This is a genomic window from Microcystis sp. M_QC_C_20170808_M3Col (assembly GCF_007095505.1).
In the GTDB taxonomy this organism is placed as follows: Bacteria; Cyanobacteriota; Cyanobacteriia; order Cyanobacteriales; family Microcystaceae; genus Microcystis.
This window is the reverse complement of sequence record NZ_SFBY01000416.1, coordinates 1-15,826: the sequence shown is the minus strand read 5'-3', so window position 1 is coordinate 15,826 and position 15,826 is coordinate 1. Positions and strand designations below refer to the sequence as shown.

Annotated in this window: 12 protein-coding genes, 2 tRNA genes and 1 pseudogene; 4 read left to right on the top strand and 11 right to left on the bottom strand. The window is 45.5% G+C overall.

The features are described 5' to 3' along the window. Window positions 1-76: 76 nt before the first annotated feature. Window positions 77-1,393 carry a family 10 glycosylhydrolase gene (locus EWV84_RS19090; RefSeq protein ID WP_286823617.1) on the top strand — a complete coding sequence of 439 codons (1,317 nt, stop codon included), beginning with the start codon at window positions 77-79 and terminating at the stop codon, window positions 1,391-1,393. Window positions 1,394-1,549: 156 nt separating this feature from the next. Here EWV84_RS19090 and EWV84_RS23170 read toward each other — a convergent pair. From EWV84_RS23170 to EWV84_RS19070, 5 genes and pseudogenes are all read right to left on the bottom strand, one after another. After that, window positions 1,550-1,794: pseudogene (locus EWV84_RS23170) on the bottom strand (IS1634 family transposase); the annotation flags it as partial. Continuing rightward, entirely contained in the window at window positions 1,793-1,927 is a 135-nt protein-coding gene (locus EWV84_RS19085) for a hypothetical protein (RefSeq protein ID WP_287079361.1), read from the bottom strand. The pseudogene EWV84_RS23170 and the gene EWV84_RS19085, both read right to left, overlap by 2 nt. 199 nt (window positions 1,928-2,126) lie before the next feature. After that, window positions 2,127-4,049, bottom strand: a complete 1,923-nt coding sequence (locus EWV84_RS19080) for a S9 family peptidase (RefSeq protein ID WP_287079359.1) — start codon at window positions 4,047-4,049, stop codon at window positions 2,127-2,129. Window positions 4,050-4,217: 168 nt separating this feature from the next. After that, a tRNA-Pro gene (locus tag EWV84_RS19075) sits at window positions 4,218-4,291 on the bottom strand. Window positions 4,292-4,383: 92 nt separating this feature from the next. Then, window positions 4,384-5,589, bottom strand: a complete 1,206-nt coding sequence (locus EWV84_RS19070) for an FAD-dependent hydroxylase (RefSeq protein WP_287079357.1) — start codon at window positions 5,587-5,589, stop codon at window positions 4,384-4,386. 207 nt (window positions 5,590-5,796) lie between these two features. Here EWV84_RS19070 and EWV84_RS19065 point away from each other — a divergent pair, with 207 nt between their 5' ends. Next, on the top strand, window positions 5,797-6,639 hold the full coding sequence (locus EWV84_RS19065) for a methyltransferase domain-containing protein (RefSeq protein WP_287079356.1): 843 nt from the start codon (window positions 5,797-5,799) through the stop codon (window positions 6,637-6,639). A gap of 125 nt (window positions 6,640-6,764) precedes the next feature. On the opposite strand, the gene brnA is transcribed toward EWV84_RS19065, so the two are convergent. The 4 genes from brnA to EWV84_RS19045 form a co-directional block, all read right to left on the bottom strand. Further along, window positions 6,765-6,989, bottom strand: a complete 225-nt coding sequence (gene brnA, locus EWV84_RS19060) for a type II toxin-antitoxin system BrnA family antitoxin (RefSeq protein WP_286824857.1) — start codon at window positions 6,987-6,989, stop codon at window positions 6,765-6,767. Then, window positions 6,979-7,248: a BrnT family toxin gene (locus tag EWV84_RS19055; RefSeq protein WP_286824858.1), complete on the bottom strand. Its 270-nt coding sequence runs from the start codon at window positions 7,246-7,248 to the stop codon at window positions 6,979-6,981. The genes brnA and EWV84_RS19055 overlap by 11 nt, the downstream gene beginning before the upstream one ends. A 295-nt stretch (window positions 7,249-7,543) precedes the next feature. After that, window positions 7,544-7,617 (bottom strand) — tRNA-Met (locus EWV84_RS19050). A gap of 91 nt (window positions 7,618-7,708) precedes the next feature. Next, the gene (locus EWV84_RS19045; RefSeq protein ID WP_287079355.1) at window positions 7,709-9,535 is read right to left on the bottom strand and encodes a peptidoglycan DD-metalloendopeptidase family protein; all 1,827 of its coding nucleotides are present in this window, start codon (window positions 9,533-9,535) and stop codon (window positions 7,709-7,711) included. Window positions 9,536-10,292: 757 nt separating this feature from the next. On the opposite strand from EWV84_RS19045, the gene hflX reads away from it, so the two are divergent. Beyond that, window positions 10,293-11,996 (top strand): GTPase HflX, encoded by a 1,704-nt coding sequence (gene hflX, locus EWV84_RS19040; protein WP_287079353.1) that lies wholly within the window; start codon window positions 10,293-10,295, stop codon window positions 11,994-11,996. 369 nt (window positions 11,997-12,365) lie between these two features. On the opposite strand, the gene EWV84_RS19035 is transcribed toward hflX, so the two are convergent. Beyond that, window positions 12,366-13,478, bottom strand: coding sequence for a DegT/DnrJ/EryC1/StrS family aminotransferase (locus tag EWV84_RS19035; protein WP_287079352.1), 1,113 nt, complete (start codon window positions 13,476-13,478; stop codon window positions 12,366-12,368). Window positions 13,479-13,604: 126 nt separating this feature from the next. On the opposite strand from EWV84_RS19035, the gene EWV84_RS19030 reads away from it, so the two are divergent. Further along, complete coding sequence (locus EWV84_RS19030; protein ID WP_287079350.1) at window positions 13,605-14,381, top strand: ABC transporter permease; 777 nt, start codon at window positions 13,605-13,607, stop codon at window positions 14,379-14,381. A 95-nt stretch (window positions 14,382-14,476) separates the two neighbouring features. Here EWV84_RS19030 and EWV84_RS19025 read toward each other — a convergent pair whose 3' ends face one another. Further along, the gene (locus EWV84_RS19025; RefSeq protein WP_287079349.1) at window positions 14,477-15,493 is read right to left on the bottom strand and encodes a type I glyceraldehyde-3-phosphate dehydrogenase; all 1,017 of its coding nucleotides are present in this window, start codon (window positions 15,491-15,493) and stop codon (window positions 14,477-14,479) included. Window positions 15,494-15,826 lie beyond the last annotated feature (333 nt).

Below are 15,826 nucleotides of genomic sequence, written 5' to 3'. Positions count from 1 at the left end.
GGTCAATCTAGCCTGAAAGAGTTGAGCAAAGCTGGTATTATAACCAGTTAAAACCGTTAATCTTCACCTTAAAGAAATGACTTTTCTAATTCCGATCAGCGTTTGGCGGCAAATTCTTAAAAAGTTCCCTATACTACTATTCTTAGCATCTTTTCTCATAGTCCTACTCTTAGGCTATTTTTCTGCCGCTTTCTCTCAAAGTCGAGATCCTGATATCCGCGGTGTTTGGATTACCACCAACGACACAGCGATGCTGATGGACAGGGATAAACGACAACAAGCGATCGAGCAATTAGTTAATCTTAATTTTAATGCTATCTATCCCGTGGTTTGGAATTCCGGTTATGCTCTCTATCCTAGCGCGATCGCTCAACGGGAAGGAATACAGCCTTTTGTGCCTACGGGAGCGCAAGGACAAGATATCTTAGCAGAATTGGTGGAACAAACCCGTGGAAGGGGATTATTAGTCATTCCTTGGTTTGAATTCGGATTTATGGCTCCTCCCACCTCAGAATTAGCCTTAAAACATCAGGACTGGTTAACCCAAAAACGGGACGGAGGGACCACTTGGGTAGGGGCAGCCGGGGAGGTAGTCTGGTTGAATCCTTTCCGTCCCGAGGTGCAGAATTTTCTGCGGGAGTTAGTCTTGGAAGTGGTGGGACAATACGATATTAACGGCATCCAATTCGACGATCATCTGAGTTTACCCAACGAATTCGGCTATGATCCCTATACTATCGCCCTTTATCAACAGGAAACCGAAAAAACGCCTCCGGCTAACCCCCGGGATCCCGAATGGACAAAATGGCGGGCCGATAAAATCACCGCTTTTCTGGCTAATCTCAAAGAATCAATTGAGGCAATTAAACCGAATATACTCCTTTCGATCGCCCCTAATCCCTACGAATTCGCCTATAATGGTCATTTACAGGATTGGCTCGGTTGGGTGCGGCAAGGATTAGTCGATGAGTTAATCGTACAGGTTTATCGTCCCGATCTGCCCAGTTTTCTCAAACAATTAGAGCGTCCCGAAATTCAGGAAACCCAGCAAACTATCCCCACCGGTGTGGGAGTTTTAACCGGTTTACGCAATCGACCGATTGCCCTACCCTTTATTGAAGAAAAGGTGTTGGCTGCTCGTCAACGGGGTTTAGGGGTGATTTTCTTCTTTTATGAAAGTCTCTGGCAGCAAGCTTTGGAACCTCCAGAAACCAGAAAAGCGGCAATTCAAGCGATGTTTTCGCAACCAATCACTCCCCGTCTTCCCGTGGTGGAAAATATTCCCTTAGTTAGTACCCCTGAACTGATTGACCAGCCAGGACTAACCCCCACACCTCCCCCTTTAGCGCCGGACGGTATCGAAATTCCTGTAATTCCCCCTCCGGGTAGTTAATAGCAATTTTTGCCCACAGAGTCAATGCCACTGGCCGCTTGAACCCCCCCCTGAACGGGTAACAGTCCTAGCTGGAGTGATATACCTGGACTTCCCCGTTGACAAAAAGCCATAACCTGTGCTGTAGGAGGGATTAAGAGAATTTACGATACCCCGTTACTGGGTACAAATCAGGGAAACCCCTAATAAATCTAACGCATGATTGTTGCAGTTGGGTCGGTCGAGTTATCTTAGAAAAACGATAACTTTCCTCTCTAATCGTACATTCTACTGTATTCAAGCAAATCGTCCCCAAGTCTTCTGTACAAAGTCCGAAAACTATGCACAGGGAGGTTCTCTTGATTCCGTTTTTTTCTCTCTTTAGACTGAGCGGATTCACTGCGACTCGCTTTAATCACATTAAGCAATTAATCTTTCGTCTGGATAATCTTCACTCTCAAATTCCACTAAGTTTACCTGCTCAAATAATCCTAATTGAATCACTTCTACTTCCGCCAGTTTCCGAATTTGAGGCTTAGTTAGGGTTTGCGGCAAAAAGTTTTTCGGTGGTGGTAGGGTGTGGGGTGTGGGGTGTGGGGTGTAGGGTTTTACCGATTTTCAGGTGGTCAACTACCTAATTTTCAGGGAAAAAGTACCTGAATTTTCCCCTGATCACTCCCAGTCCGGTACTTTTTGATTGACAAAAAGTCTAAAAGTCTTACCCAACAAGGTTTTTAGATTTATTCAGCAGACCCTACTTAATTTCTACGGGTTCTAAATTATCAGCAGGAGTAAAACCAAAGAGACGGGAATAGAAATAAAATTCTGCATCTAATGCTCGTTTTATCGATTCAGCTTGACGAAATCCGTGTTGTTCTCCCGCAAAGGGAACGTAAGCAACGGGTAAACCTTTCGCTTTTAAAGCTTCTACCATCATTTCCGCTTGATTGGGTGGAACCACTCGGTCTTCTAAACCTTGGAAAAAGATCACCGGACAGGATAACTGAGCGGTAAAATGAATAGGCGATCGCTGATAGTAAATTTCCTTTTCTTGAGGATAAAGTCCCACCAATTTATCTAAATATCTCGACTCGAATTTATGGGTATCGTTGGCTAAAACCTCTAAATCACTAACTCCGTAATAACTAGCTCCTGCTTTAAAAGTATCATGAAAAGTTAAGGCCGCTAAAGTTGTATAACCACCAGCGCTGCCTCCAGAAATTGCCAATCTTTCCCCATCGACTAATCCCTGATTAACCAAATATTTTGCCCCGTTGATGCAGTCTTCCACATCGACAATTCCCCAATTTCCCAGCAAACGCTGACGATATTGACGACCATAACCCGTACTACCGCCATAATTGACATCTAGATAGCCAAAGCCGCGACTGGTCCAGTATTGCACCCGCAGACTTAAACTAGAGGTCGCCGCAGCCGTCGGTCCACCGTGACTTTTGACTAAAAGGGGCGGTAATTCGCCATTGGGGGCGGTATAATCGGGGTTTTTGGGGGGATAATACCAAGCATAGGCAGTTAGTCCCTGACCGGTGGGAAAAGCGAGCATTTCCGGAATCGAGAAATAATCGCTAGAAATAGTTAAATTACTAGAAGATTTGAGAATTTCTCTAGTTCCTGTGGCTAAATCCATTGAGACAACCGCCGTTACTTCCCTGAAAGAACCGCCAATAAAAACTATTTTGTTCTCCCTAACTTGTAGAGAAGAAATGTTAGTATCAGCAGTAATAATTTCTTGGAATTCTCGATTAAGCGTATCGATACTTCCTAAATACCAACGGCCATCTTTTGTATAGCTACAAATAATCTGGAATTCCCCAGCAAAGCCGTAGTTAGATAAACCAAAAACCCAATGAGGGTAGGCAAATTCAGCATCAATTGGTTCGATAACTGGTTCGATTTGTTCATCGTGTTTAAAGCAATAAAAGTTCCAGAAATCATTGCGATCACTGGTAAAATATAACTGTTGATCGGCAGACCAGCGCGGTTCACACACCGACTCATTTTCACCCCCAGCAATGACCCGAATATTACTCAAATAAAGATTATTAATATCGGCCACCCAAAGAAAAGAACTATCCCAGGGCATATTAGGATGATTCCAACTAATCCAAGCTAATCGAGAACCGTCGGCACTTAAGCGAGGAGAGGTATAAAAATCATCGCCTGATACTAAAGTTTCTATTTCTCCCGTATCTACATCGATGCTGACAATACTATTAACTGGTTCCCGATCTTTTTGGCTATGATCTTCACAAATACAGATTAAACGATGGCGAAATTCATCGAGAATTAAATCCGCATAACGACAGGAATTTTCTCGGGTCAGAGGTTGGGGTAAACTATCAGCAGTTTGGCGATAAATTCTTTGGTCAGCAAAATTACAAAAATAGATAATTCCGGCAACAATTAGATAGGAACCTCCCCCGTATTCATGGACACGAGTTCGCACATTAAAAGGCACTGGAGTGATGTCTGTAGTTGTGCCGTCGGGGTTTAATTTAACTAAAACATTTCGCCCCTTTTCCTGTGGTCTGCCTTCTAACCAATAAATATCTTCTCCGTCTAGAGTTACACCGCCAAGACTAATCGATGCTGCCACAATTAGATCGGAGGTAATCGGCGATTTCCAGGAACCGTAAGCTGATATTTGATTAGACATTTTCTACTACAGCAGTGATCTTAATGGTGAGGTACGAGGTTTTCGTTTTCGGGAGTCGGTCGTCTTATCTTGATAAGAAACGCTGATAAATTCAGGAAATTCCGAGTAAACAGGACAAAATAGGGATTGCTAGTGAGCATCCCTACCTGACTCTATGTTTTTCTGCAATCGGAGCGGCGGGATTCGAACCCACGACCCCTACTACCCCAAAGTAGTGCGCTACCAAGCTGCGCTACGCCCCGATATTGAACCTTAACCATCATAGCGATAATCGCGACATTTTGCAAGCTTTTTTTTTCTTCCTTTCTCCCCCATCCCCGGAATTAGCGGCCAGCTATCTAGCTAATTGGGGAATACGTCCTTTTAATCCCGTCATTAATTGCAGGGCAAACAATTTCAACGGGGGGAAACCACGCATAATTGCCAATCCTAGACGACGGATGACAACGATGGGCGGCCAGTTATTGGAGAACAAGCGATCAAGAAAATCCGTAAAGCCTAAAATCGCTAAATTCTCCGATCTACGCCATTTTTCGTAGGATTTTAAGGTAGAAAGCGCTCCGATATCCCCTTGCTTTTCCACTGCTTCCTTTAATACCTGCGCTAAAGCGGCCGCGTCGCGAATGCCTAAATTTAAACCTTGACCACCGACGGGATGACAACAGTGAGCGGCATCACCAATTAAAGCCAGTCGGGGTTTAACATAAGTATCACTCTGCATTAACTGTACGGGAAAGAGAGCGCGGGGGCTAACTAATTCTAGTTTTCCCAGTAATCCCCCCGTATATGCTTCTAATTTCTTGATAAATTCCGCTTCGGGCATTTCTTGCAGTTTTTTCGCTTCTTCATGGGGATTTGTCCAAACGATCTGACAGCGATTACCCTGGAGCGGTAAAATGCCCATCGGACCTGTGGGCCAAAATCTTTCAAAGGCGGTATCGTTGCGATCGAGTTGATGTTTAATGGTGAAAGCGACACAGGATTGCCAATATTTCCAACCTTTGGTTTTAATTTGCGCCCCTTGCCGGATAGCGGATCTGGCTCCATCGGCCCCGATGACTAATTTTGTGGTGATTTTTCGGGTTTGACCGGCTTCTTCCAGGGTGACAGTCGCCGTTTCTCCTCCGTACTCCACTTCTAACACTTTGGCAGGGGATAACCACTCAATGCGATCGCAATCTTGGCTGGCATTGTGCAGGGCGGTTAGAATCACTTGATGTTCGCCCACATAGCCCAAATAATCGGTTTTTAGCTCATCGACCACAAAGGGGACAAAAATCGTGTAATCGGCATCAGAAAGGCGAATATGACTAAATTTACCGATACTGGGCGAGATTTTATCCCAGATACCCAAGCCTGTAAAAATCCGGCTCGACATCAACGAGAGGGCATAAGCTTGACGACGGCCGGCAGCCACCTCTAGGGGGCGTTCCTCGATCATAGCGATATTTAATCCTGTATTTTTTAAGGCCACCGCTAGGGTGGTTCCGACTATGCCGCCCCCGACAATGACTAAATCGTAGCTGTCCCGTCCTAACATATAAATATTTTTCTCAAAGATAATCAGTGACTACACTGATCTATTCTGACACGATTTTCGGGGTTGCTGTCGGGTTTGATGGTCTTCACCCCACCTAGCCATTGATAGACTTTGAAGGGTTTTGTCCGTCGCTGAGAGTTTCGGGTTAGGGTTGAGTAAGTGTTTCGGCTCTCTGGCAAGAGTGCCTCTCTTAACTAGGAAATCACCATGGAACTTGATCAACGAATTGCTGATTTTTATGACTCCTCTAGTGGACTGTGGGAAAGGATTTGGGGCGAACATATGCACCATGGTTACTACGGTCGGGGTGGCAAGATTAAACTCGATCGCCGTCAGGCACAAATTGATTTAATAGAAGAATTATTAACTTGGGGTGATGTCACCGGCGCTAATCAGATTCTCGATCTAGGTTGTGGTATTGGTGGCAGTAGCCTTTATCTGGCCGAAAAATTTCACAGCCAAGGGGTGGGGATTACCCTTTCCCCGGTACAAGCCGCTAGAGCCAGCCAAAGAGCGCAAGAGTTCAATATGGAAGAACAAGTGAGTTTTTGTGTGGCTGATGCCCTAAAAACCCCCTTTCCTGAGAATAATTTTGATCTGGTCTGGTCATTGGAAAGTGGCGAACATATGCCCGATAAAAGGCAATTTCTGCGGGAATGTTATCGGGTTTTGCAGCCCGGGGGGACTTTTTTGATGGCCACTTGGTGTCATCGTCCCACCACTTCCCTGGCCGGTAATTTAACGGCAGGGGAGATTAAGCTATTAAACGAGATTTATCGGGTTTATTGTCTCCCCTATGTGATTTCTTTGCCAGAATACGCCGATATTGCCCGTGACATTGGCTTTCAAGACCTAAAAACCGATGATTGGTCCCTATCGGTGGCCGCTTTTTGGGATGTGGTGATTGATTCGGCCCTCAGCAAAGATGCGATCGCTGGTTTGTTAGCAAGCGGTTATACTACTATCCAAGGAGCTTTATCTTTAGGGTTAATGCGGCGCGGTTACGAGTCGGGTTTAATTCGTTTTGGCTTACTGCAAGGGAAAAAATAATCAGCTTGACGATGATTACAGTGCAGCGATTGATTATTAGGCGTTGTCAGATCAGAATATGAAAGATGCAATGCAATCCTTGCTATCAAAGCAATTTGAGTTCCGGTGCTGATTCGGATCATCTTTCAATTTGACAACGCCAATTTTTCCTCAATCCAGTCTTTGACAATAGCTTGTAACGGTAAATCACGACGCTGACTTTCTTGCTCAAGAGCCTCTACCATCCATGAGGGAAACTCAAACGCAATTGTTTGTTCCTCGGAATTAGAACGTTTAATTTTAGTTAAATCCAAGTATTCGATGATATTTTCTCCATCATCAAATTTGCGGTCAAAATCTTCAGCTTTCATAAATTTCTACCTCTTCAGGTCTAGAGCGTCGGACTGAAATAATACGGATTTTGGTTTGACGATAGGTAACTACAGCTGACCAATGCTTACCTGCTATTATACCAATAACAACAAATCGTGGTTCATTTTTTGTTTGGGCTGGAATTTCGACTTTTTGGGAATCTAACCATAATACTTGAGCTTCAACAAAATCTAGACCATGTTTATTTTTGTTAGCTTGGCTTTTATTAGGATCAAATTCAAATTCCGGTTTTTTCATTCTCTTGGCTTCGTTTCCGTGGCTGCATCTCAATTTGGTCGAAATATCTATAGGACATTTTGGGCGCACGCAGTTCGATAAACTCACTGACCACTAGGCACTCCTACAATAATATTATGGTAGTGACTGTATCGGCAAAAGTTATAGTACAATTGAGCTAATAAACTTTGGAATTCCCTTGCTGCTGTTATCAGTAAAAAGTTATCAGGTAGAACCTGAAGGGAGCGTTCCCAAGTAAAAGGGAACGAGATATCACCTGATTATAATCTTGCTGGTTTTCTTGGATCTTGTCCAATGGCTCAGGGCAGATTTGAACTGCCGACCTTGGGCTTATGAGTCCCCTGCTCTGACCAACTGAGCTACTAAGCCGTTGTTTACACAGTTATCAATAATAACACACAATCACCCAATTGCACAAGAGCAAAAAAGGGAAGATTTTTTCTTCCCTTTCTGGGCATCTTTAACGTCTGCCTGGCAGGAAAGCCATGGGATTGACTGCTCCCTGGCCGGAGGGGTGAACCTCGAAATGTAGGTGGGGGCCGGTGCTAAAACCGGTGCTACCCATCTGGGCGATTGGCTCGCCTTGCTGAACAGTTTGGCCGCGACGCACCAGCAGACGGCTGTTATGGGCATAGAGAGTGGTGCTACCATCGGGGTGACGCAGTTTCACCAGATTGCCATAACCGCCAGAATTCCAACCGGAGGAGATTACTTCACCGGCGGCCGCCGCCACAATCGGGGTCCCCACTGGACCGGCGATATCGATGCCGCGATGAGGTCTGCCCCAGCGCCAACCGAAACCGGAGGTTAACACACCCCTGGTGGGCCAGATAAAGCCAGTAAAAATGGGGGTGGGATTAGGTAAATACTCATCGGGATTAGTGAGGGGAGGAAGGGAAGGTTCTACGGTTTCGCCGACGGGAATTCGTAGGCGGTCATTATATTCTTCCACATTGGTAGGAGCCGAACCGATAATCTGTGGGGGGGTGCTTTGGTTAGAACGAGAACGAATGGTAGCCCATTGAGGATTAGGGGTTATTTGCCGATCATCGACGGTTTCTGAGGGATTATCGACGGGAATAGCGATACTTTTCTGGGTTTCCGAAAGGTTAGTTTCCCGCAGATTAGCCACCTCTTGGCGCAATCTTTCCCGATAGCTGCCGGTGATATTTTCGGGGAATTCTTCCGTCTCCGTGGTGGCGGTTGCGGCGGGCAAATTTTGCCGATTGCTGGGGTTAAAGGACAATCTAGGGCGAGCGCCGACCAAGGGGGTAAGATTTTGATTAACTCTAGCGTTGGCAGAGCGGTCGGGAATCACTAGGGTTTGATTAACTTTAATCCGGTTGGGATTGTCAATGCCGTTTTCCCTGGCTAATTCGGCGGGGGTGATGCCGAGAGCGCGAGCGATCGTGTTTAAGGTATCCCCTGGCCGAACCCGATAAACTTGATTTTCTGGGGGAATTATGACCCGAGGATTGGGAACGGCGGGAATTTCAGTGACAGGAGCCGGATTTCCTAGGGCGACGCTGGGAATTTCCGGTCTGCTTGTCAAGGGAGGATTAACGGGAATTGTGGCTATCGGGCGATCGCTTTCAGGGGTGGGAACGGGAATCGGGATCACCTGGCTGGTTGGTCGGGGCGATTCTTCGGGAGCAATAACGGGAATCTCGACAGCGGTTGGCGAATTATCGGGAAGGAGAGCGGTAGTTTCGGTGACGATTACTGTTTCCCCGGAATCGGACTGATGGGGGATTTCCTCGGTCCGTAAGGCGGCCAAACTTTCTTGGAGACGTTGACGGGTTTGACGCAGACTAGCAGAGGAACTATCCAACTGCTCAGGAGTTGCTGCCGGGGCTGCCGGGGGCAACTGCTCAGGAGTGGGAATTTTTAAGGTTTGTCCGATAATCAGATCGGATTGGGGGGGGAGATTATTGCGGGTAGCGATCGCTGTAGGGGTGGTTTGATAGGTGTCGGCTAAACTCCACAGGGATTCTCCCGGTTTTACCTGATGCTCAACCACTGATGTGGCGATGAATTTGACGGTAGCAAGTGCTTGGGATTGGATTATTTGCGGTTCTTTTAGTTCTTTACCCGCACCTTTTGCTTTTTGGGACAGGTCAATTACTTCCCATTCTAAGGGTACAGAATTGGCGGCCTGGGCTGATTCTGAGGTGGAGTTGAGAATGCTAGGTACTCCCAGAGAGAGTGCTAATCCCAGCAGGGCAGCCGAGCAACGGATTCGGTTAGACTCAGCAGTGCAATTCTGTTCTGGGGTAGCGGATGTCATGGGGTTGTGGATAAAAGTCTCTTTCAAACAGACCTCCTGTGGTGTAAAGAGTTAGCTAGAGCCAGTCGATTCAGCCGATGATTCTAGCTTTCAGCATTAGCCTTGAGGCTAGAGTAGAAGTTAGGCAACTTTCTTTTTAGTCAAAATACCTAAAGGTGACTTTTAGGAGAGATTAACTTAGATTTTGAAATTGTGCAAGTCTCCCTCTGACTATTAGCATCGGGATCACGGCAAGTTGGTGACATTTTGAATGTCCAGATTGACGATGCTCTATCTCAGTTGTTCCAAGCTGATCAGCATTTTTGGTCCTGCCAATTTTTGCCCGTTTTTTCATAGAAATTTTTTATCTGTTTTGCCGTTTACAAAGAAATTATTAATCATTTCCCATCCGTTTTTAATAGAGTGAAGGGAATTTCTGAAATGGAATTCAGTCTGTCTATATTTGACTATACTTTTACTAACTAGGGTCTGCTGAAAAAGTTTTTCGTGGGGACAGGGTGTGGGGTGTGGGGTGTAGGTTTTTACCGATTCTGAGGGGGTCAATTACCTAATTTTCAAAGAAAAAGTCCCGGAATTTTCCCCCGATCACTCCCAGAACTGGTACTTTTTGATTGACAAAAAGTCTAAAAGTCTTACCCAACAAGGTTTTTAGATTTATTCAGCAAGCCCTAACTATCACACCTCATTTTGAGGAGAAAGAAACGCCCTCAAGGAGCGGCGAGTCTCATAATCGCTACAATAATAGATAAAATTCTAATTGCGAGGAAAGCCTATCGATACCATCTTCGGCAATACCCAGGGACTGAAAGCCAGTCAGATGAAACAGCTACAAAGGCTGTACCATGAACGCTTGCCTATTGATACTCTCACCACCCCAGAATTCGCCCAAAGACTGGCGGCCATCAGTACCGATATCCATCAACCCCTCTGCACCTATATCAACCGTCGCGGCCAGGTAATTCGTGTGGGAGTGGGAACCCCCCGACAAACCCAATTTTCTCTCTTGGAACTACCCCGCTACGGTTCTGAGCGTCTTTGCGGAATTCGTTGCATCGCCACGGAACTCAAGCAGGAACCGCCAAAAGAATCCAGTTTAACCGCCATGGCTTTGCAACGATTAGACGCACTGGTGATCTTAACTCTAACCGGTACAGGTATGATCCGTCGCGGTGGTGGGGCAACTGGTTATGTGGAGCAAGTCTATCTGGCTCATCTCATACCACAAAGTCAAACAAATGTCAATAGTAATATATACTGGTCTGTCTCCCCTCCCTTAAATCTAGAGGATTTAAGCAAACAGGACTTTTTAGAGTTAGTGGAAGGACTAGAGGCGGAGTTTCAGCGAGAATTTACGGCTATAACCGTTGATACAGCCGAAGATCGGGTGCTATTGGTTGGTTTAATCACCGACGGTATGAGCGATCGCCAGTTTGAGGACGGTTTAAGCGAATTAGAACGTTTAGTTGATACCGCCGGGGGCAAAGTTTTGCAAGTCACCCGACAAAAACGCGATCATCCCCATCCTCAAACAGTGATCGGTTCGGGAAAAGTGGCAGAAATCGCCCTACAGGTGCAAACTTCGGGAGCTAATTTAGTTGTATTCAATCGCGACCTTTCTCCCGCCCAAATTCGCAATCTAGAGAACCAAATCGGGGTGAGAGTCGTTGATCGCACCGAGGTAATCCTGGATATTTTCGCCCAACGGGCCCAATCCCAAGCGGGTAAACTACAGGTAGAATTAGCCCAATTAGAATACACTTTACCCCGTCTCACCGGGCGCGGATTAGCCATGTCGAGATTAGGGGGAGGAATTGGCACTCGCGGACCGGGGGAGACAAAATTAGAAACAGAACGCCGAACTATTCAACGTCGTTTATCCCGTCTCCAGGATGAGGTGGATCAACTGCAAGCTCATCGTTCCCGTTTACGCAAACAACGGCAAAAACAAGATGTAGCCAGTGTGGCGATCGTCGGTTACACCAATGCGGGAAAATCTACTTTAATTAATGCTCTCACCGCTGCCGAAGTGTATACCGCCGATCAACTGTTTGCTACCCTTGATCCCACTACCCGACGCTTAACTATTACCGATCCCCTTACCCAAACATCTCACCCCCTCTTACTAACCGATACGGTGGGTTTTATCCACGAATTACCCCCCTCGCTGGTGGATGCTTTTCGGGCAACTTTGGAGGAAGTAACGGAAGCAGATGCCTTACTCCATCTGGTGGATCTGTCCCATCCAGCTTGGGAAAGTCAGATTGCCTCGGTATTAAAAATCCTCTCGGAGATGCCGATTCAAACCGGTCCAATGTTAATGGTGTTTAATAAGTTGGATCAGGTAAAAAGCGACGATTTGGAAATAGCTAAGGAAAAATATCCCCAAGCTGTTTTTATCTCGGCTATTCGGCGGCTAGGATTGGAAACTTTAAAACAAAAGTTAATCGATTTAACCGCTTAAGTAGGGTTGGCTGAATAAGTCTGTTGGTGGGGTTAGGAGTCAGTAGCCGGTCGTCAGGAGTCGGTCGTCAGGAGATTATTTTTGTTTATTCTTCCCACTTCCTAATTCATAATTGAGGTTCTTCGGTTTGTCTTATGCAACGTACAGGGTTATAAGGAATGAAACTCTTATAGAGAAAGACATTTGGCGATTTTTGTTAATTGTTTTCGATCTAGAGCGAACTAATCAATTAAATCTCTTGCCAGATAAAGATTTAGTCCATTTATGCCGCCCTATCGAACCATACTAAGTAACGAAGAACCATAATTGATAATTCATAATTGATAATTCATAATTCATAATTCATAATTCATAATTCCCACTGATAACTCAGGAACTATGCAAACAATCTTTTAGCGCGTAGGCTACCTGTTGTTGTTCCTCAAAGCTTAAATCGGGGAACATAGGTAAAGATAACACTTTTTCACTGGCCAATTCAGCCATGGGTAAATCACCTTTTTTATAGCCTAAATACTGATAAACCGGCTGTAAATGTAGGGGAATCGGATAATACACCATCGATAGGACATCTTTTTCCTGCAAAGCCGCCCGCATTTGGTCACGATTTTCCGTTAGGATTGTGTACTGATTCCAAACGTGCTTACCTCCGGCTAAAGCGGCGGGTAAAGTGATATTAGGCAAAGGTTGCAGTAATTCCCGATAACGTTGGGCAATCTCGATCCGTTGATTATTCCAAAAATCGAGATATTTTAGCTTAATTTGCAAAATAACCGCTTGAATGGCATCTAAGCGGCTATTCACCCCAATTACCTCATGGAGATAACGCACCTTGCTGCCGTGTTCTTTAATCATGCGAATTTGTGCCGCTAACTCGGGGTTATTGGTGGTAATTGCGCCACCATCGCCACAACCGCCTAAATTTTTGGTGGGAAAGAAGCTAAAACAGCCAATATCGCCGATACTCCCCACTTTCTGCCCATGCCATTCTGCTCCCGTTGCTTGCGCGCAATCCTCAATCACCAATAAATTATGAGAACGAGCGAAATTTACCACCTCAGACATATTGACAGATTGCCCAAAAAGGTGTACGGGGATAATCGCTTTAGTCTGGGGAGTAAGCGCTTTTTCCAACAGTGCCACATCGAGGTTAAAAGTATTAATATCGATATCGACAAAAACCGGCACTGCCCCGACTAAATTAATCGCTTCGGCGGTGGCAATAAACGAAAAAGTAGAAGTAATTACTTCATCCCCCGCTTGAATACCGAGGGCGCGTAGTGCCAGATAAAGGGCATCAGTCCCCGAATTACAGGCAACACAATCGCTAACACCATGATAGAGGGCAAATTGTCGTTCTAATTCGCTCACAGCTTCGCCACCAATATAGCGCCCAGAACGGAGGATTTCTAAAACGGCATGGTTAGCTTCTTCGCTGATGACTTGGTATTGACGGGATAAATCGACGGGGGGAATTTTACTCACGCGCTTTCACTCAAATTAGAGACTAATCGGGATTTGTCGGCGAAAAGAAGGATTAATTAGTCAAAAATAATTATAAACTTGCTATTTATAGATGAAGTATCCTTGTAATTTGTTTCTTTTATTTTTATGGATGGATTAGTAGAACTAAATCTGGTGGATTTGGGTTGGGCTTTGGGGATGATGGGTATTTGTTTACTCCTCTCCCGTTGGTCAAATTTAGCTCTAGAGGGACAATTATTATTAGCGACCGGTCGATCGATCCTGCAATTATTAGTGGTAGGCTACGTTATCGCCGTTATTTTTTCCCTGGATAATCCTCTAGCTGTGCTGGGGATTTTGGCAGTGATGATGACTATTGCGACTATTGTTGCTAAAAATCGCATTGATAGCCGGGATAAAGGCTTATTACCGCTAGTTTTCGGCTCTTTATTGATTAGTAGCTGTCTAACTTTAGGTTATGCGATCGCTTTAATTATTCAACCAGAACAATGGTACTCACCCCAATACTTAATTCCCTTGACAGGGATGGTGTTAGGCAATGCCATGAATAGTGCCTCTTTAGCCGGGGAAAGATTAAGCAGTGCGATTAAAAGTCACCGTTTAGAAATCGAAACCCATCTTTGTTTGGGGGCAACCCCTCAACAAGCGATCGCAGGTTATCAAAAAGAAGCGATTCGAGCTAGTTTAATCCCCACCCTCAATCAGATGATGGTAGTGGGTTTAGTCAGTTTACCCGGAATGTTCACCGGACAGGTATTGGCAGGAAGTGAACCTTTAAACGCCGCTTCCTACCAGATACTGATCCTGTTTATGATTGCCCTAGCTAACCTAATCACCGCTCAATTGGTGACAGAGGGAATCTATCGGCGCTTTTTCAGTGAGAATTTGTCACTTATCAGTTGAAAGGAATCGGGGTGCGGGGGTTAGGGTTTTAGGGTGTTGGGGTGTTAGTTGAATTCCCCCATTCCCCCATTTCCCTATCCCCTAACGCCCAAAAATTAGGCCTTCCACTTGCTGGCGACGACTTCAGCGAGATCAACCACGCGTTGGGAGTAACCCCATTCGTTATCGTACCAAGCGATAACTTTCACCATATCGCCACCCATCACCATGGTGAGACTAGCATCGATGATCGAGGAGGCATCAACACCGCGATAATCAGAGGAAACGAGGGGTAAATCATTATATTCGAGAATTCCTTTCAAAGAATTTTCCGCAGCTTCTTTGAGAACTTCGTTTACCTGTTCCGCGATCGTGCTTTTTTCCACTTGCGCGACTAAATCCACTACAGAAACGTTAGGAGTGGGTACACGCAGGGCGATACCGTTAAGTTTCCCTTTCATTTCGGGGATAACTAAGGCTACAGCTTTGGCAGCACCGGTGGAGGTGGGAACGATGTTAACGGCAGCGGCGCGAGCGCGACGGAGATCCCGGTGACTAGCATCGAGAATGCGTTGATCACCAGTGTAACTGTGGGTGGTGGTCATCGTCCCTTTGATGATGCCGAAGTTTTCGTGAATCACTTTGACGACAGGAGCAAGACAGTTGGTGGTACAACTGGCATTGCTGATGACATTGTATTTATCGTGTTCGTATTCGTGAGCGTTGACACCGACGACATAGGTTCCCACACCCGAACCTTTACCCGGTGCGGTAATGAGGACTTTTTTAGCTCCTGCGACAATATGCTTAGAAGCGCCCTCTTCATCGACGAAAACACCGGTAGCTTCGATCACTAGATCTACACCCCATTCTGCCCAGGGCAGATTGAGGGGATTGCGATCGGAATAACATTTAATGGTTTTACCGTTAACAATTAAAGAATTATCATCGGCATCGATATCAGCGTTAAGTTTGCCTAACATCGAGTCATATTTGAGCAGGTGAGCGTTACTTCGGGGATCGGATGTATCATTGATCCCCACTACCTCCAAGCCACTATCAGTCCGTCCTAACCAACATCTTAGGAAATTACGTCCAATCCGTCCGAAACCATTGATCGCTACTCTAATCACTGCTGCTTGCCCTCTACGTTTTAGTGCAATACATAAAAAAATAATTAATGTTCCCAATCATACCCTAAAGGTTGAACTTTGCGATCCCGATCGAAAATAATTTATTAGCTCACCAATCTTATCGGGTTTAAATGAGCAAATTTAATTTATTAAAGCGATTTAAAGCCAAAATTAGCCTAAATAGGGTCTGCTGAAAAAGTTTTTCGGTGGGGGTTGGGGGTTGGGGGTTGGGGGTTGGGGGTTGGGGGTTGGGGGATGGGGGATGGGTTTTACCGATTTTCAGGTGGTCAACTACCTAATTTTCAGGGAAAAAGTACCTGAATTTTCCCCCTG

Bases quoted from the DNA above. Each gene is read 5' to 3' on its own strand.
- EWV84_RS19090 (WP_286823617.1), top strand. From the start codon at position 77: ATGACTTTTCTAATTCCGATCAGCGTTTGGCGGCAAATTCTTAAAAAG.
- EWV84_RS19080 (WP_287079359.1), bottom strand. From the start codon at position 4,049: ATGTCTAATCAAATATCAGCTTACGGTTCCTGGAAATCGCCGATTACC.
- EWV84_RS19070 (WP_287079357.1), bottom strand. From the start codon at position 5,589: ATGTTAGGACGGGACAGCTACGATTTAGTCATTGTCGGGGGCGGCATA.
- EWV84_RS19065 (WP_287079356.1), top strand. From the start codon at position 5,797: ATGGAACTTGATCAACGAATTGCTGATTTTTATGACTCCTCTAGTGGA.
- brnA (WP_286824857.1), bottom strand. From the start codon at position 6,989: ATGAAAGCTGAAGATTTTGACCGCAAATTTGATGATGGAGAAAATATC.
- EWV84_RS19055 (WP_286824858.1), bottom strand. From the start codon at position 7,248: ATGAAAAAACCGGAATTTGAATTTGATCCTAATAAAAGCCAAGCTAAC.
- EWV84_RS19045 (WP_287079355.1), bottom strand. From the start codon at position 9,535: ATGACATCCGCTACCCCAGAACAGAATTGCACTGCTGAGTCTAACCGA.
- EWV84_RS19030 (WP_287079350.1), top strand. From the start codon at position 13,605: ATGGATGGATTAGTAGAACTAAATCTGGTGGATTTGGGTTGGGCTTTG.